Source organism: Kitasatospora sp. NPDC041988 (assembly GCF_055588525.1).
In genome coordinates this window covers 180,389-195,330 of sequence record NZ_JBVJCO010000010.1, presented here as the reverse complement: position 1 = coordinate 195,330, position 14,942 = coordinate 180,389, and the positions used below count along the sequence as shown (strand labels likewise).

At 73.2% G+C, this 14,942-nt stretch carries 11 protein-coding genes; 4 read left to right on the top strand and 7 right to left on the bottom strand.

The window, feature by feature from the left end; translation table 11 throughout:
- The first annotated feature begins 1 nt into the window (after nt 1).
- Together ACZ6NC_RS13405 and ACZ6NC_RS13400 are read left to right on the top strand one after the other, a co-directional pair.
- Nucleotides 2-1,078, top strand: a complete 1,077-nt coding sequence (locus ACZ6NC_RS13405) for an ABC transporter ATP-binding protein (RefSeq protein ID WP_465732070.1) — start codon at nt 2-4, stop codon at nt 1,076-1,078.
- A complete protein-coding gene (locus ACZ6NC_RS13400) occupies nt 1,075-2,085 on the top strand; it encodes an ABC transporter ATP-binding protein (RefSeq protein WP_465732068.1) in 1,011 nt (336 codons plus the stop codon). The genes ACZ6NC_RS13405 and ACZ6NC_RS13400 overlap by 4 nt, the downstream gene beginning before the upstream one ends.
- A gap of 423 nt (nt 2,086-2,508) precedes the next feature.
- Here ACZ6NC_RS13400 and ACZ6NC_RS13395 read toward each other — a convergent pair whose 3' ends face one another.
- From ACZ6NC_RS13395 to ACZ6NC_RS13385, 3 genes are all read right to left on the bottom strand, one after another.
- Nucleotides 2,509-4,881 (bottom strand): immune inhibitor A domain-containing protein, encoded by a 2,373-nt coding sequence (locus tag ACZ6NC_RS13395; protein WP_465732066.1) that lies wholly within the window; start codon nt 4,879-4,881, stop codon nt 2,509-2,511.
- A gap of 181 nt (nt 4,882-5,062) precedes the next feature.
- Nucleotides 5,063-5,440, bottom strand: coding sequence for a YrdB family protein (locus ACZ6NC_RS13390; protein ID WP_465732064.1), 378 nt, complete (start codon nt 5,438-5,440; stop codon nt 5,063-5,065).
- Between the two features lie 88 nt (nt 5,441-5,528).
- Entirely contained in the window at nt 5,529-7,598 is a 2,070-nt protein-coding gene (locus tag ACZ6NC_RS13385; RefSeq protein ID WP_465732062.1) for a S9 family peptidase, read from the bottom strand.
- A 107-nt stretch (nt 7,599-7,705) separates the two neighbouring features.
- Between ACZ6NC_RS13385 and ACZ6NC_RS13380 the strand changes: the two genes are divergently transcribed.
- Nucleotides 7,706-8,884 carry an aminotransferase class V-fold PLP-dependent enzyme gene (locus ACZ6NC_RS13380; RefSeq protein WP_465732060.1) on the top strand — a complete coding sequence of 393 codons (1,179 nt, stop codon included), beginning with the start codon at nt 7,706-7,708 and terminating at the stop codon, nt 8,882-8,884.
- 6 nt (nt 8,885-8,890) lie between these two features.
- On the opposite strand, the gene ACZ6NC_RS13375 is transcribed toward ACZ6NC_RS13380, so the two are convergent.
- Both ACZ6NC_RS13375 and ACZ6NC_RS13370 read right to left on the bottom strand, forming a co-directional pair.
- Nucleotides 8,891-9,223, bottom strand: a complete 333-nt coding sequence (locus ACZ6NC_RS13375; RefSeq protein ID WP_465732058.1) for an ArsR/SmtB family transcription factor — start codon at nt 9,221-9,223, stop codon at nt 8,891-8,893.
- A gap of 28 nt (nt 9,224-9,251) precedes the next feature.
- Nucleotides 9,252-9,626 carry a hypothetical protein gene (locus tag ACZ6NC_RS13370; RefSeq protein WP_465732056.1) on the bottom strand — a complete coding sequence of 125 codons (375 nt, stop codon included), beginning with the start codon at nt 9,624-9,626 and terminating at the stop codon, nt 9,252-9,254.
- Nucleotides 9,627-9,895: 269 nt separating this feature from the next.
- Between ACZ6NC_RS13370 and ACZ6NC_RS13365 the strand changes: the two genes are divergently transcribed.
- Nucleotides 9,896-12,751, top strand: coding sequence for a DEAD/DEAH box helicase (locus ACZ6NC_RS13365; RefSeq protein ID WP_465732131.1), 2,856 nt, complete (start codon nt 9,896-9,898; stop codon nt 12,749-12,751).
- Nucleotides 12,752-12,835: 84 nt separating this feature from the next.
- Here ACZ6NC_RS13365 and ACZ6NC_RS13360 read toward each other — a convergent pair whose 3' ends face one another.
- On the bottom strand, nt 12,836-13,735 hold the full coding sequence (locus tag ACZ6NC_RS13360) for a 5'-3' exonuclease (RefSeq protein ID WP_465732129.1): 900 nt from the start codon (nt 13,733-13,735) through the stop codon (nt 12,836-12,838).
- 65 nt (nt 13,736-13,800) lie between these two features.
- Entirely contained in the window at nt 13,801-14,850 is a 1,050-nt protein-coding gene (locus ACZ6NC_RS13355; protein ID WP_465732054.1) for a cation diffusion facilitator family transporter, read from the bottom strand.
- Nucleotides 14,851-14,942 lie beyond the last annotated feature (92 nt).

Sequence of the window (14,942 nt, the reverse complement as noted above, 5' to 3'; positions counted from 1 at the left end):
CATGAGTGAGCGAAGCGAGCTCATCAATGTCGGGGGCGCGTCCCGCGAAGCACCGGCCGGGCGGGGCGGGCCGGGCGCCGGAGCCCTGCTGGAGGTCGAGGACCTCGGCGTCACCTTCGACACCCCGCGCGGCACCGTCCGGGCCGTCGACGGCATCTCCTTCACCGTCGCGGCCGGGCAGACCCTCGGCCTGGTCGGCGAGTCCGGCAGCGGCAAGTCCGTCACCTCGCTCGCCGTGATGGGCCTGCACCGCGGCGCCACCGTCACCGGCTCGATCCGGCTCGCCGGTCAGGAGCTGAACGGGCTGGGGGAGCGGCAGTTGGGCACCGTCCGGGGCCGGCGGATCGCCATGATCTTCCAGGACCCGCTCTCCAGCCTGCACCCCTTCTACACCGTCGGCGAGCAGATCGCCGAGCACTACCGGGTGCACTTCAAGGCCTCCCGCAAGGCCGGCCGCGAGCGCGCCGTCCAGATGCTCGGCGAGGTCGGCATCCCCGAACCCGCCCGCCGGGTCGACGAGTACCCGCACCAGTTCTCCGGCGGCATGCGCCAGCGCGTGATGATCGCCATGGCACTCGCCTGCGAACCCGACATGCTCATCGCCGACGAACCCACCACCGCCCTCGACGTCACCGTCCAGGCCCAGATCCTCGACCTGATCGCCCGGATCCAGCAGGACCGCGGCCTCGGCGTCGTCATGATCACCCACGACCTCGGCGTGGTCGCCCGGGTCGCCCACGAGGTCCTGGTGATGTACGGCGGGCGGGCCGCCGAACAGGCCCCCGTGGACAGGCTGTTCGGCGCCCCCGCGCACCCGTACACCCGCGGGCTGCTCGACTCGCTGCCCCGCCTCGACGACACCGACGACGCCCCGCTGCGGGCCATCCCCGGCAGCCCGCCGTCGCTGATCGCCCCCGCCCCCGGCTGCTCCTTCGCCCCGCGCTGCGCCCGCACCACCGCGGCCACCGCCGAGGAGCACGCCCGCTGCCGGGCCGAGCGCCCCGCACTCGGCCCGCTCGCCCCCGGCCACCAGGCCGCCTGCCACCTGCCGCTGGTGCCGCAAGGAGCCCGTTCATGACCGCCCAGCCGTCCCCGGCCGCCGCCAAGCCGTCCGAACCACTGCTGTCGGTACGGGACTTGGTGAAGACCTTCGCCGGCAAGCGCGGCCGCGCCGGCCGGGCCGGCGCCCCGGTCCGGGCCGTGGACGGGGTCAGCTTCGACGTCGGCAAGGGCGAGACGCTCGGCCTGGTCGGCGAGTCCGGCTGCGGCAAGTCCACCACCGGGCGCATGATCGTCCGCCTGCTCGACCCGACCTCGGGCACCGTCACCTTCGACGGCACCGAGATCGGCGGCCTGTCGCAGACCCAGTTGCGGCCGCACCGGCGGCACCTTCAGATGGTCTTCCAGGACCCGTACTCCTCGCTCAACCCCCGCCAGACGGTGTCCCGGATCATCTCCGAACCGCTGCTGGTCCAGGGCTCGGGCGCCGCCGAGGCACGGAAGCGGGCCGCCGAGCTGATGGAGCTGGTCGGGCTGATCCCCGAACACCTCGACCGCTACCCGCACGAGTTCTCCGGCGGCCAGGCGCAGCGGATCGGCATCGCCCGCTCGCTGGCCACCTCGCCCCGGCTGGTGATCGCCGACGAGCCGGTCTCCGCGCTGGACGTCTCGATCCAGGCCCAGGTGGTCAACCTGATGGAGCGGCTCCAGGACGAGCTGGGCCTGGCGTACGTGTTCATCGCGCACGACCTCTCGGTGGTCAAGCGGGTCTGCGACCGGGTCGCGGTGATGTACCTCGGCCGGATCGTCGAGATCGGCGCCAAGGAGGAGGTGTACGGCAACCCGGCCCACCCGTACACCCGGGCCCTGCTCTCCGCCGTGCCGCTGCCGGACCCGGCGGCCGAGCGGGCGCGCGAGCGGATCGTGCTGCTCGGCGACCCGCCGAGCCCCGCCAATCCGCCGTCGGGCTGCACCTTCCACCCGCGCTGCCCGAAGGCGCAGGAGGTCTGCCGGACGGAACGGCCGCTGCTGCAGATCGCCGGGCCGGGTGCCAGGCAGGCGGCCTGCCACTTCCCTGAGGCCTGACGCACCAGTCGCCGTACCGCCCCGTCTCCCCCACGCCGGGCGGTACGGCTCCATCCCGGGGCCCGTCGACGGGCCCCTCTCCGACCCCCGGTCGGGCGCGGCGGGGAACCTCTTGAGGGCCGCGCCCGACCGGGTTCCAGCACTTCGAAGGCCCGTACCCGAGCGAGGGTACGGGCCTTCCGCGGTCCGGGGCCTGTGGTGCGGGGGCCGTGGTTTCAGGGTCCGTGGTCCGTGGTCCGGGGTCTGCAGTGCAGGTCCGGGGTCCTGGTGCGGGCTGGTGGGGGCTGGTGGGGCGGGGAGGGTACGGGCCTGACGGGTCGGGGGCGCGGGGCCCCGCACGCCCCGTCCCGTGGGGGAAGACCGAAGGCCGTGGCCCCCGGACGGATCCGGGGGCCACGGCCTTCGCGCTGCCGGGGGCCTTGCTCAGGAGGCCGGGCCCACCCGGACGGTGGTGATCCGGCCGCCCTGGGCCTCGCGGACCACCTCGATCTTCGTGTTGGTGTCCGGCACCTTCACCGTGAGCTGCGGGGTGGCCGGGTCGGAGTAGACGCCGGTGTGGTCGTTGAACGCCGGGACGGCCGGCTCGGCGCCGATCCGCACCGGGACGCCGCCCTTGTGCAGGGTGAACGCGGTGGTCGGCTTCAGCGAGAAGGTCGCGTCGTAGGTCTGCGCGCGGCCGTTGACCAGCGAGCCGTCGGCGAACCGGATCGGCGTCGGGTGCGCGTCGACCGGCAGGATCAGACCGCCGCCCGGGTGGTCCTTGGTGTTGTTGTCGCCGTACCCGGTGTCCCAGAGCCAGACCAGCACGCCCTCCTGGTACGGGTAGTTGTCGACGATGTCCTTCTTGTTGTCGACGCCGGTGTACCCGAAGTTGTACGGCCCGGTCTTCAGGAAGGCGCCGTAGCCGGCGTACCGGCGGTTCTCCACCAGGTAGGCGCGCGGGTGCTGCTTGACGGCGGTGCGGCCGGTGACGACGGTGAAACCGGTGGCCGTCCAGCCGGCGGTGCCGTCCTCGGCGCCGTCGGCGAACAGCTCGGTGGCGCCGGCGGCGATCCGGACGGCGTCGACCAGGACGCCCCGGCCGTGCGTGTTGTTGTCGGAGGTGACGTGGAAGCGCAGCCGCACCTGCTGCCCGGCGTACCCGTCCAGCGGGATCGACAGCTGCCGGTAGGCGCCCGAAGTGCCGGTCAGGCCCGGCGTGTTGGCGGTGGTGTTGCCGATCGGCGCGCCGTCGACGGTGCCGTTGAGCGCCTTCCACGTCCGGCCCGCGTCGGTGGAGGCCTCGACGGTCAGGAAGTCGTAGTCCTGCTCGATGTCGTACCAGGTGGCGGCGGTCAGCGTGACCGGGCCGCTCACCGTGCGCAGGTCGACGTCGCGGGCCAGTGCGTTGTCCAGGTTGTCGCCGGTGTCGCTCCACCAGTGCCTGCCGCCCTGGTACGGGTCGGCCAGGTCGGTGTCGGTGGTGCCGTCCGGCAGGTGCACCAGTACGGCCTGGGCCTGGTCGGTGTTGTAGCCGCTGACCCCGAGGGCGTGGCTGGAGCGGGTGGCGGCCTGCGCCTCGTCGTAGTTGAGCCAGCCGAACTGCAGCTTGCTCCAGGCGTCGAGGTCGCCGGGGTAGCCGCCGGTGGTGTTCTTGCCCTTGCCCAGGTAGGAGCCGGAGGACATCAGTGACCAGAAGTTGACGCTGTTGTCGCCGCCGCTGGTGCTGTACAGGTCGGGCAGGCCGAGGTTGTGGCCGAACTCGTGGGAGAACAGGCCGACTCCGCTGTTCTCGCCGCCCTGCACGTAGTCGTAGACGTACAGGCCGGTGTCGCCGACCGGCGCGCCGCCGATCTTGTTGCCCGCCGGGCCGGTCTGGCCGGCCGGGTCCGGGAACGCCCAACTGCGGTGCGCCCACAGCGCGTCGGCGCCCTGGGCGCCGCCGCCCCAGGTCTCGTCGACGCCCGCGTGCACCACGACGACGTTGTCGAGGTAGCCGTCGGGCTGGCTGAACTCGCCGTCCTTGTCGTGGTCGTAGCGGTCGTAGACGTCGTACTGGGCCAGCTCGGCCTTCACGTCCGCGGCCGTCCGGCCCTTGGCGATCTCGCCGTCGTACCAGGCCTTGACGGCGTCCCGGACGAACTCCTGGGCCTGGGTCCAGGCGCCGGACCCCTGCGGGCCCTTGTTGCTGCCGTAACGGGCCTCGTTGTACGGCACGGTGACCCAGTCGCTGACGGTGCCGTCGACGTCGTACCGGCCGGAGGACTGGGTGCGGTAGTAGTTGCGCATCGAGACCGCGCCGGGCGTGTCGTCGAAGAACATCTGCTGGTAGTAGTCGCGGCCGAAGTCGGCGTTCCAGAGCGTGTGGTTGTCGCTCCTGCCGGGCTGCGGGATGGTGTTGTGCCGCGGGCCGGGCGTTCCGCCGTAACGGGGCTGGCCGTTGTGCTGGGTGGTGTTGTCCACCTGGTCGCCGAACTGGGCGAGGATGACGAAGACCTTGTCCTTGCGCTGCTGCGCGAGCTGGACGTAGTCGTTGCCGATCTTCACCTTGGCGGGCGCGCGCTTCTCCGAAGTCTTGGCCACGGAGCCCTTGTTGAGCTGCTCCAGCGCCTTGGTGCGCAGCGACTGGCGCTCGCGCTCCTGCGGGGCGAGCGGGCCGGGCGGGGCCTCGGCGCCGCCCTCTTCGGCGGCCTGGGCGGCGACGGCGGCGGTGGTGGCGGGGGAGGGGGGTGCGGCCTGGGCGGGGGTGCCGAGGAGGGTGGCCGCTATCGCGCTCGTGGTGAGCGCGGCCGCGAGTGCCGCGGACAGTCTGCGCAACTGACCGGTCCTTTCCGGACGGTGGGTGGTCGGGGGCAACGGTCGGGGGGAAGGCCGACGGTCGTGGAGCGCAGGTAATATTTCACATGTCATGGGTCACACGGAAGACGCCGGACGGGGGCGGAACGCAGAGCGCCGCACGACCCGAGCGGTCGTGCGGCGCCGGTGGGTTGGCGGCCGGTCAGCCCGTGGTGTACTCCACGGCCACGCTGATCAGTGCCAGGACCCCGAACACCAGCCCCAGGGTGGGGCGGCCGGCGGCGTTCAGCGCCAGCGCGCCGACCGCGAAGACCGCCAGCTTGAGGGCGATCTCCGCGGCCAGCGGCAGCCGTACGGTCGGGTCGCCCGCGGCCAGGAACAGCCCCCAGGTGACCGCCGCGAGGGCCGGCGCGCCCAGCCCGAGCAGGGCCCGGGTGAGCGGGCCGGAGCCGGTCCTGAAGCCCCAGTAGCAGAGCGCCGCGAGCAGCCCCAGTTCCAGCGCGAAGGCGAGCCCGCCGTTGACCACGGTCACCGGGGTCCACTGCCGCTGCGAGACCGGGCCCGGTCTGCTGATTCTCATCCGTCTGATCCTCCCCGTCCGGTCCGGCGCCCGGGTGGACGCCGGTCCCGGCGGGAGTCTGGCAGGCACCGGCGCCCGCCACAACGGATCACCCCGACAAGGAGGCGCGCAGGAAGGCGAGTTCGGCCTGGGTGATCTGCTCCTGCACGCCGCCCGGGGTCATGTGGGTGACGCCGGGCAGCGGCAGCACGCTGTGCGGCCGGCCGGCCCGGGTGAGCGCCTGGGAGAGCCGCAGGGTGTGCGAGGGGTGCACGTTGTCGTCGGCCAGGCCGTGGATCAGCAGCAGCGGCCTGGTGAGTGACGGTGCGTCGGGGATCAGGTCGTCGGCGGCGTACCCCTCGGGGTTCTGCTGCGGCAGGCCCAGGTAGCGCTCGGTGTAGGCGGTGTCGTACCGGCGGAAGTCGGTGGGCGGGGCGCCCGCGCAGGCGGCGTGGAAGACGTCCGGGCGGCGCAGTACGGCCAGCGCCGCGAAGTAGCCGCCGTAGGACCAGCCGCGGACGCCGACCCGGTCGAGGTCGAGGTCGGGGTGGTCGGCGGCGAGCGCGTGCAGGGCGGCCACCTGGTCGTCCAGGGCGACCTGCGAGAACCGGCGGAAGATCGCCCGGGTGAAGGCGGGTGTCACGAACGGGGTGCCCCGGTTGTCGGTGGTGACCACGGCGAAGCCCTGGTCGGCCCACCACTGGCGGAGCTGCCAGCGGCGCGGCTCGTTGGCCACCGCCTGGAAGCCGGGACCGCCGTAGACGTCCAGCAGGACGGGCAGCCGCCGGCCGGGCACGTGGTCGCGCGGGTACACCACGGCGGTGGGCAGGGCGAGTTCGGTGACCCGGGCGCGCTGCGGCAGGACACGGTAGGGCAGTGCGGCGGAGAGGTCGGCGAGTTCGACTTCGCCGTCGGCGTGGCGCACCGTCCGGCGGACGCCGTCCGGCCCGGCGGAGGTGAGCAGCAGGGTCTCGTCGGCGGCGAGCGCGGCGTGGACGCCGGGGCCGGCGCTGAGCCGCTCGGGCCGGCCGCCGTCCGGGTCGACCAGGTGGACGTGCTGGTCGAACGGGTCGCCCTCGCCACTCTCGCAGAGCAGCCGCCCGCGCAGCCGGCCGACCACGCGGCGGATCTGCAGCCCGGTGGTGTCCAGCGGCTTGCCGTCCAGGGCCAGGCCGCGCGCCTCGGGGGTGTCGTGGACGGTGAGCAGCCGCCCGTCGGGCAGCCGGGCGGGCGTGCCGGGCAGGTCGTCGACCCAGAACGCGTCGCTGGTGCGGGAGAGTTCGGTGGTGGCGCCGGTGGCCGGGTCGGCGGTGAGCAGCAGGACGTGCTGCTGGAGCCGGTCGGCGACGGTGAGCAGCACCTCGCCGCTGCCCGCCCACTCGACGGCGCAGAGGTACGGGAACGCGGTGTCGTCCCAGCGGAGCCGCACGCGGCCGCCGTCCAGGCCGAGTACCCAGAGCTGGACGTCCGCGTTGGGGCCGCCGGCCTGCGGGTAGGCGAAGTCCTCCGGCTGCTCGTCCGGGCGGGCCGGGTCGGCGAAGTACCGCCGGGGCAGGGAGGATTCGTCCACCCGGGCGGCGAGCAGGGCGCTGCCGTCCGGGCGCCACCAGTGGCCGCGGGCGCGGCCGAGCTCCTCGGCGGCGGCGAACTCGCTGACGCCCCAGCGGGCGCCGTCGGCGGGGCTGAGCGGCGTGAGGCCGGGCGTGACGTACAGGGCGTCGTCGGCGACGTAGGCGACGCGGTGGCCGGCCGGGTCGGGGCGCGGGTCGAAGGCGGGCCCGGCGGTGGGGAGTTCGGCGCAGGTGCCGGCGGTGGTGTCGGCGCGGAAGAGCCGCCCGTCCAGGGTGAGGACGGCGACGGCGAGGTCGGCGGTGGCGGCGTAGGAGCCGATGCCGGCGGCGGTGAGCCGGATCCGCTCGCGCAGCCGGCGTTCGACGGCCGGGAGGTCCGCCGGGTCGCCGGTGCGGCCGGGGGCGAGCGCGGCGGGGTCGGCGACGAGCCGCTCCTCGCCGGTGGCCAGGTCGAGCAGGTGGAGCCGGTCGACCTGGTCCTCGGCGCCGGTGGAGCGGAGCAGCAGCAGCCGGTTGCCGTCCTCGCTGAGGACGATCGCACGCGGAGCGCCGAAGCCGAAGCGGCCCGTGCGGGCGCTGAGGGAGAGGAAGGGGTCGGTGATGGTCACGGCCCGATGTTCTCCGTGCGGCGCTGCCCGGACCAGTAGTACGACATGTGAAATGTCACACACCACTATGCTGTCCCGGCAGAACAGGACCCCACCCTGGAGGCGAAGTGATCGAGGACCCGCGGACCGTCGAGCCCCCGGCGCCGCTGCCCGGTACGGACCGGCTGTTCACCCTGGATCCCGGCGTGGCCCACCTCAACCACGGCTCCTACGGCACGGTCCCCATCCCGGTGCAGCAGGAGCAGGAGCGGCTCCGGGCGGAGCAGGAACGCGACCCGGACGGCTTCTTCGCCGACCTGCCCCGGCGGGTCGCCGCCGCCCGCACCACGCTCGCCGCCGAGCTGGGCACCGACCCGGCCCGGCTCGCCCTGGTCGCCAACGTCACCGAGGCGGTGGCGGTGGCGCTGGAGAGCGTCCCGCTGGCGCCCGGCGACCGCATCCTGGTCACCGACCACGGCTACGGCGCCGTCACCCGGGCCGTCCGCAGACGCGCCGAGGAGACCGGCGCCGAGGTGCACACCGTCCGGCTGCCGCTGGACACCCCGGACGAGGCCGCCGTCCGCGACGCCGTCCTCGCCGCCGCCACCGGCCGCACGGTGCTCGCCGTGCTCGACCAGCTCACCTCGCCGACCGCCCGCCGGATCGCCGGGCCCGGCCTGCTCGCCGCCCTGCGCGCACGCGGCGTCACCACCGTGGTGGACGGCGCCCACGCCCCCGGCATGCTGCCCGCACCGGTCGAGCCGGACGCCGACTTCTGGTTCGGCAACCTGCACAAGTGGGCCTTCGCCCCGCGCGCCACCGGCGTCCTCGCCGTCCGCCCCGAGTGGACCGGGAAGGTCCGCCCGCTGGCCCTCTCCTGGGAGCACCACCGCGGCTTCCCGGCCGGCGTCGAATGGCGCGGCACCTACGACTACACGCCCTGGCTGGCCGCCCCGGCAGGCTTCGGGCTGCTGCGCGAGCTCGGCGTCGGGCAGGTGCGCCGGCACAACGAGGAACTCGCCGCCCACGGCGGGGCCGTACTGGCCGACCGCCTCGGCCTGGAACCGCTGCCGGCCACCGCGGGCGTGGCGATGCGCGCGCTGCGCCTGCCCCCGGGTCGGGGCGAGACCGACGAGGCGGCGGTGGCGGTGATGGCGCAGCTGTGGCGGCGGCACGCCGTCCGGACGGTGGTGCGCCCCTGGCCGGGTGGCGGGGTGCTGCGGATCAGCGCGCAGGTGTACAACCGGCCGCACGAGTACGGGACGCTGGCGGCGGGCCTGGCGGAGCTGCTGTCGCGAGGGGGGTGAGCGCGGTCAGTCGGAGGCGGCGCGCAGTTCGGCGAGGAGCACGTTCCGGTCGTCGATCAGCCCGGTCAGGATCCGCCGGGCGGTCCTGAGCAGGTCGGCGACCTCGGCGCCGGCCAGTGCGTAGACCACCGTGCTGCCCTCGCGGCTGGCGGTGACGATGCCGGACCGGCGCAGGACGGCGAGCTGTTGGGAGAGGTTGGACGGTTCGATCTCCAGCTCGGCCAGCAGGTCCCGGACGGGCGTCGGCCCGGCCTGCAGCAGCTCCAGGACCCGGATCCGGACCGGGTGGCCGAGCATCCGGAAGAACTCGGCCTTGGCCTGGTACAGCGCGACCCCCACAGCGCCCCCTTCTCTGGTACCGGTCTGTTCAGATCTCCAGCGCGACCTCGATCCGCTTCAGCTGGTGCCTGGCCATCGCCAGGTTGGCGCGGCCGCGGTTGAGCGCGAGAAAGAGGAAGAGCCCCCGGCCGTTCGGCATGGTGAGCGGCCGGAGCAGGTGGTACTGGCTGGTCAGGGTGACCAGGATGTCCTCGATGTCGTTGTCGTGGAGGTTGAGCAGCTCCATGGCCCGCATCTTGGCCCGGACCACGTCGGTGTTGCCGGCGGCGGCGACGTTGAGGTCCAGCTCGCCGCCGTCGCCGAGGGTGCCGAGCGCCATGCCGCTGCCGTAGTCGACCAGGGCGATGCCGATCGCACCGTCGATGGCCATGGCCTCCTTGAGCGAGGTCTCCAGGTTCGCCATCGTCTTCTCCTCCTGTAGCCGGGGGACTCCCGTGAGTGGTGGCTGTGGAAGCGAATGTAGGGAGGCCAGGCCGGGTTCCACCGCAGATGACCGGAGATGTTCGAATCAGGACGCTGTGTGACCACTTCGCGGCTACTTGAAGACATTTGCAACTATGGATGTGAGAGAGAACTGATTCGGGCCCGTGGAAAAACGGTGCTATCGATGTCAGTCCTCCCGGGTAACCTCTCGCTGAGATGCGAGATCACACCAACCACACCCGGACGGCGATGAACACCCCTCTGCCCGAGCACCCCGAAGACCGGGAGCTCAACCCCGCCGAGGCGTACGCGGCCTTCCGCCGCCGGGCCAAGGAGCAGGCCACGGCCCTGTACGGCTTCCAGCAGCTCTACGACTTCCCGCTGGACGACTTCCAGCTGGAGGCCTGCCAGGCCCTGGAGGCCGGTGAAGGCGTCCTGGTCGCCGCGCCCACCGGCTCCGGCAAGACGATCGTCGGCGAGTTCGCCGTCCACCTCGCCCTCCAGGCCGGGCGGAAGTGCTTCTACACGACGCCGATCAAGGCGCTCTCCAACCAGAAGTACGGGGACCTGGTCAAGCGCTACGGCGCCGCCAAGGTCGGCCTGCTCACCGGCGACAACACGGTCAACGGCGACGCGCCCGTGGTGGTGATGACCACCGAGGTGCTGCGCAACATGCTCTACGCGGGCTCCAGCACCCTGGACGGCCTCGGCTACGTGGTCATGGACGAGGTGCACTACCTCGCCGACCGCTTCCGCGGCGCCGTCTGGGAGGAGGTCATCATCCACCTCCCCGAGTCCGTCACCCTGGTCTCGCTCTCCGCCACCGTCTCCAACGCCGAGGAGTTCGGCGACTGGCTGGACACCGTGCGCGGCGGCACCCGCGTGATCGTCTCCGAGAACCGCCCCGTGCCGCTCTGGCAGCACGTGATGGCCGGCAACCGGATGTACGACCTGTTCGCCAACCCGGACCGCGACGGCCGCCCCAAGGACGCCCCGCGCAACCCGGCCAAGGCGGTCAACCCCGAACTGGTCCGCCTCGCCCGCTCCGAGCTGGACCGCAACCCGCGGGACAAGTTCGGCCGCGGCCGCGGCCGTTCCATGCCCAACGGCCGCCCCGGCCGGGTCTGGACGCCGGGCCGCGTCGACGTCATCGACCGCCTCGACTCCGAGGGCCTGCTGCCCGCGATCACCTTCATCTTCAGCCGGGCCGGCTGCGAGGCCGCCGTCCAGCAGTGCCTCTCCTCCGGCCTGCGGCTCAACAAGGAGGAGGACCGCGCCCGGGTACGCGACATCGTCCAGGAGCGCTGCGCCGACATCCCCGACGAGGACCTCCACGTCCTCGGCTACTTCGAGTGGCTGGACGGGCTGGAGCGCGGCATCGCCGCCCACCACGCGGGGATGCTGCCCCGGTTCAAGGAGGTGGTCGAGGAGCTCTTCGTGAAGGGCCTCGTCAAGGCCGTCTTCGCGACCGAGACCCTGGCGCTCGGCATCAACATGCCCGCCCGCTCGGTGGTCATGGAGAAGCTGGTCAAGTGGAACGGCGAGCAGCACGCCGACATCACCCCCGGCGAGTACACCCAGCTCACCGGCCGGGCCGGGCGGCGCGGCATCGACATCGAGGGCCACGCCGTGGTGCTCTGGCAGCGCGGCCTCGACCCGGAGGCGCTGGCCGGCCTGGCCGGCACCCGCACCTACCCGCTGAAGTCCTCGTTCCGGCCGTCCTACAACATGGCCGTCAACCTGGTCTCCCAGTTCGGCCGGCACCGCTCCCGCGAACTGCTGGAGACGTCGTTCGCGCAGTTCCAGGCGGACCGCTCGGTGGTCGGCATCGCCCGCCAGGTCCAGCGCAACGAAGAGGGGCTGGAGGGCTACCGCGAGTCGATGACCTGCCACCTCGGCGACTTCGACGAGTACATGAACCTGCGCCGCGAGCTCAAGGACCGCGAGAACGAGCTCGCCCGCGAGGGCACCAGCCAGCGCCGGGCCGCAGCCGTCGAGTCCATCGAGCACCTCAAGCCGGGCGACGTCATCCACGTTCCCACCGGCAAGTTCGCCGGCCTCGCCCTCGTCCTCGACCCGGGCCTGCCGCCAGTCAGCCGCAACGGCCGGGGCGCCACCCGCCACCCGGACTTCCAGGACGGCCCGCGCCCGGTGGTGCTCACCGCCGAGCGGCAGGTCAAGCGGCTCGCGATGATCGACTTCCCGCACCCGGTCGCCGCGATCGAGCGGCTGCGCATCCCCAAGTCCTTCAACCCGCGCAGCCCGCAGTCCCGCCGCGACCTCGCCTCCGCGCTGCGCACCAAGGCCGGCCACCTGGAGCCCGAGCGGTTCCGCAAGGGCCGGGCGGCCGCCGCCGACGACCCCGAGATCACCCGGCTGCGCGCCACCCTGCGCCAGCACCCCTGCCACGGCTGCGACGAGCGCGAGGACCACGCCCGCTGGGCCGAGCGCTACCACCGGCTGCACCGCGACACCGAGCAGCTGGAGCGCCGGATGCGCTCCCGCACCCACACCATCGCCCGCACCTTCGACCGGGTCTGCGGTCTGCTCACCGACCTCGGCTACCTGAGCGGCGACACCGTCACCGCCGACGGCAAGCGGCTCGGCCGGCTCTACGGCGAGCTGGACCTGCTCGCCTCCGAGTGCATCCGCGAAGGCGTCTGGAGCGGCCTGGCCGCCGCCGAGCTGGCCGCCTGCGCCTCGGCGCTGGTCTACGAGGCCCGGCAGTCCGACGACGCCGCCGCCCCCCGGGTGCCCGAGGGCGCCGCCAAGGACGCGCTCGGCCAGATGGTGCGGATCTGGGGCCACCTGGACGCCCTGGAGGAGCAGCACCGGATCAACACCGCCGAGGGCGTCGGCCAGCGCGAGCCCGACCTCGGCTTCGCCTGGGCCGCCTACCGCTGGGCGCTCGGCCACAGCCTGGACCAGGTGCTGCGCGACGCCGACATGCCGGCCGGTGACTTCGTCCGCTGGACGAAGCAGCTGATCGACGTGCTCGGCCAGATCCAGGACGCGGCCGGCGAGGACGTCGAGCTGCGCAAGACCGCCCGCAAGGCGGTGGACGGGCTGCGCCGCGGCATCATCGCCTACTCCTCGGTCGGCTAGCCGTACGGACGTGGTCGTACGGACGTAGCCGTACGGACGAAGGGCCCGCCCGGGATCGCCCGGGCGGGCCCTTCCGCGCGTGTCTCAGCCGGCGAGGACGGCGAGCACCCGGTCCAGCGAGGTGCCGAGGCCCCAGCGGGTGGAGAGCTCCTCCAGGGTCATCGGATCCAGCGGCTCGTGCGGCAGCGCCGGGTCGAACTCCGGCATCGGCGCGTCGGGGGCGACCCGCACCACGGTCGGCGCCACGTCCAGGTAGGCGGCGCCCTCGACGATGTTGCGCCGGCGGGCCGGGGTGAGCTTCGAGGCGATGTCGAGCGCGGCGGCCCGGATCGCCGCGAGGTCCCCGTACTCGTTGATCAGCTGGGCCGCGGTCTTCTCGCCGATGCCCTTGACGCCGGGCAGGCCGTCGCTCGGGTCCCCGCGCAGGGCGGCCATGTCGGCGTACTGGGCGCCGCGCACGCCGTACTTCTCCAGCAGCAGCGCGTCGTCGGTGACCTGGAGGTTGCCCATGCCCTTGACGGGGTAGAGCACGGTGATCCCGCGGGCGTCGTCGACCAGCTGGAAGAGGTCGCGGTCGCCGGTGACGATCTGCACCGGGCCCTTCGCCCGCGCGGTGAGGGTGCCGATCACGTCGTCCGCCTCGTAGCCGGGGGAGCCGACCCGGGCGATGCCGAGCGCGTCCAGCACCTGCTCGATCACCGGGACCTGCGGGGCCAGCGTGTCCGGCACCTCCTCCTCGCCGTCCTCGGCCGCCTCGGCGACCCGATGCGTCTTGTAGGAGGGGACGAGGTCCACCCGCCACTGCGGGCGCCAGTCGGCGTCCATGCAGGCGACCAACTGGTCGGGCCGGTGGTCCTGGACCAGCCGGGCGATGAAGTCCAGCAGGCCGCGGACGGCGTTGACCGGCTCGCCCTGCGGGGAACGCAGGGAGTCCGGTACGCCGTAGTAGGCCCGGAAGTACAGGCTGGCGGAGTCGAGCAGCATCAGTCGCGGTGCGGTCACCCTCCGATCATGCCGTACGGGGCCGACAGCCGGGCGGAACGTCCGCCTCAGTGCTCGTGCGGACCGGCGCGGTGGACCGGGCCGTGGGCGTCGGCGCAGTGCTCCGGGGTCAGATCGCCCGGGGTGGTGATCTGGAGCAGCGCACCCGCCTCGTCCTCGCCGACGTGGTCGACCTGGAGCGTGCTGTGGGTGATCGCGTACTCGTCGGCCAGCCGGCGCTGGAGCTCGCGGCGGACGGCGTGGCAGTCGCCGCCGGGGGTGACCAGGATGTGCGCCGACAGGGCCGGCTGGCCCGAGGTGATCTCCCAGATGTGCAGGTCGTGGATCTCCTCGACCAGCGGCTGGGCGACCAGCTGGTCCGCGACCGCGTCCGGGTCGATGCCGGCCGGGGCGGCCTCCAGGAAGATCCGCCCGGAGTCCCGGACCAGGCCGATGCCGGCCTTCAGCATCAGCGCCACGACGATCAGCGAGGCGATCGCGTCGGCCTGGACGAAGCCGGTGGTCAGCATGATCGCACCGGCGACGGCGGTGGCGATGAACGCGTACAGGTCGGTGACCACGTGCTGGAAGGCGCCCTCGACGTTGAGCGAGCTGCGGTTGGCCTTGGACATGCACCAGGCGGCGGCCAGGTTGACCACGATCCCGGCCAGCGCGGTGACCAGTACCAGTGAGCCGGTCACCTCCGGCGGGTCGAGCAGCCGGGCGATCGCCTCGTAGCCGAGCCAGGCCGACAGCACCAGCAGCGTGACGCCGTTGGCCTGCGCGGAGAGGATCTCGGCCCGCTTGAGCCCGTAGGTGTATCCGCCGCGGGCGGGCCGGGCGGCCAGCCGCATCGCGACCAGGGCGAGGACGATCGAGGCGGCGTCGGTGAGCATGTGCGCGGCGTCGGAGATCAGCGCCAGCGACTGGGCGGCGAAGCCGACCACGACCTCGCCGGCCATGAACACCACGATCAGCGCGAGCGCGCTCACCAGCCAGCGGCGGTCGGCGTCGGCGGCGACGCCGTGCGAGTGGCCGCCGTGGCCGTGGCCACCGCCTCGGTGGGAGTGCCCGTGGTCATGCGCATGATCATCGTGGGAGTGCTCGTGCCCGGCCATCGAAGTCCTCTCCTGGACATACGGGGGTGGGGGCAGGGGTGCGACCGCCCTGCACCCGAAGTGAACCTCAGATCGGACGAAGATCCAAAGGC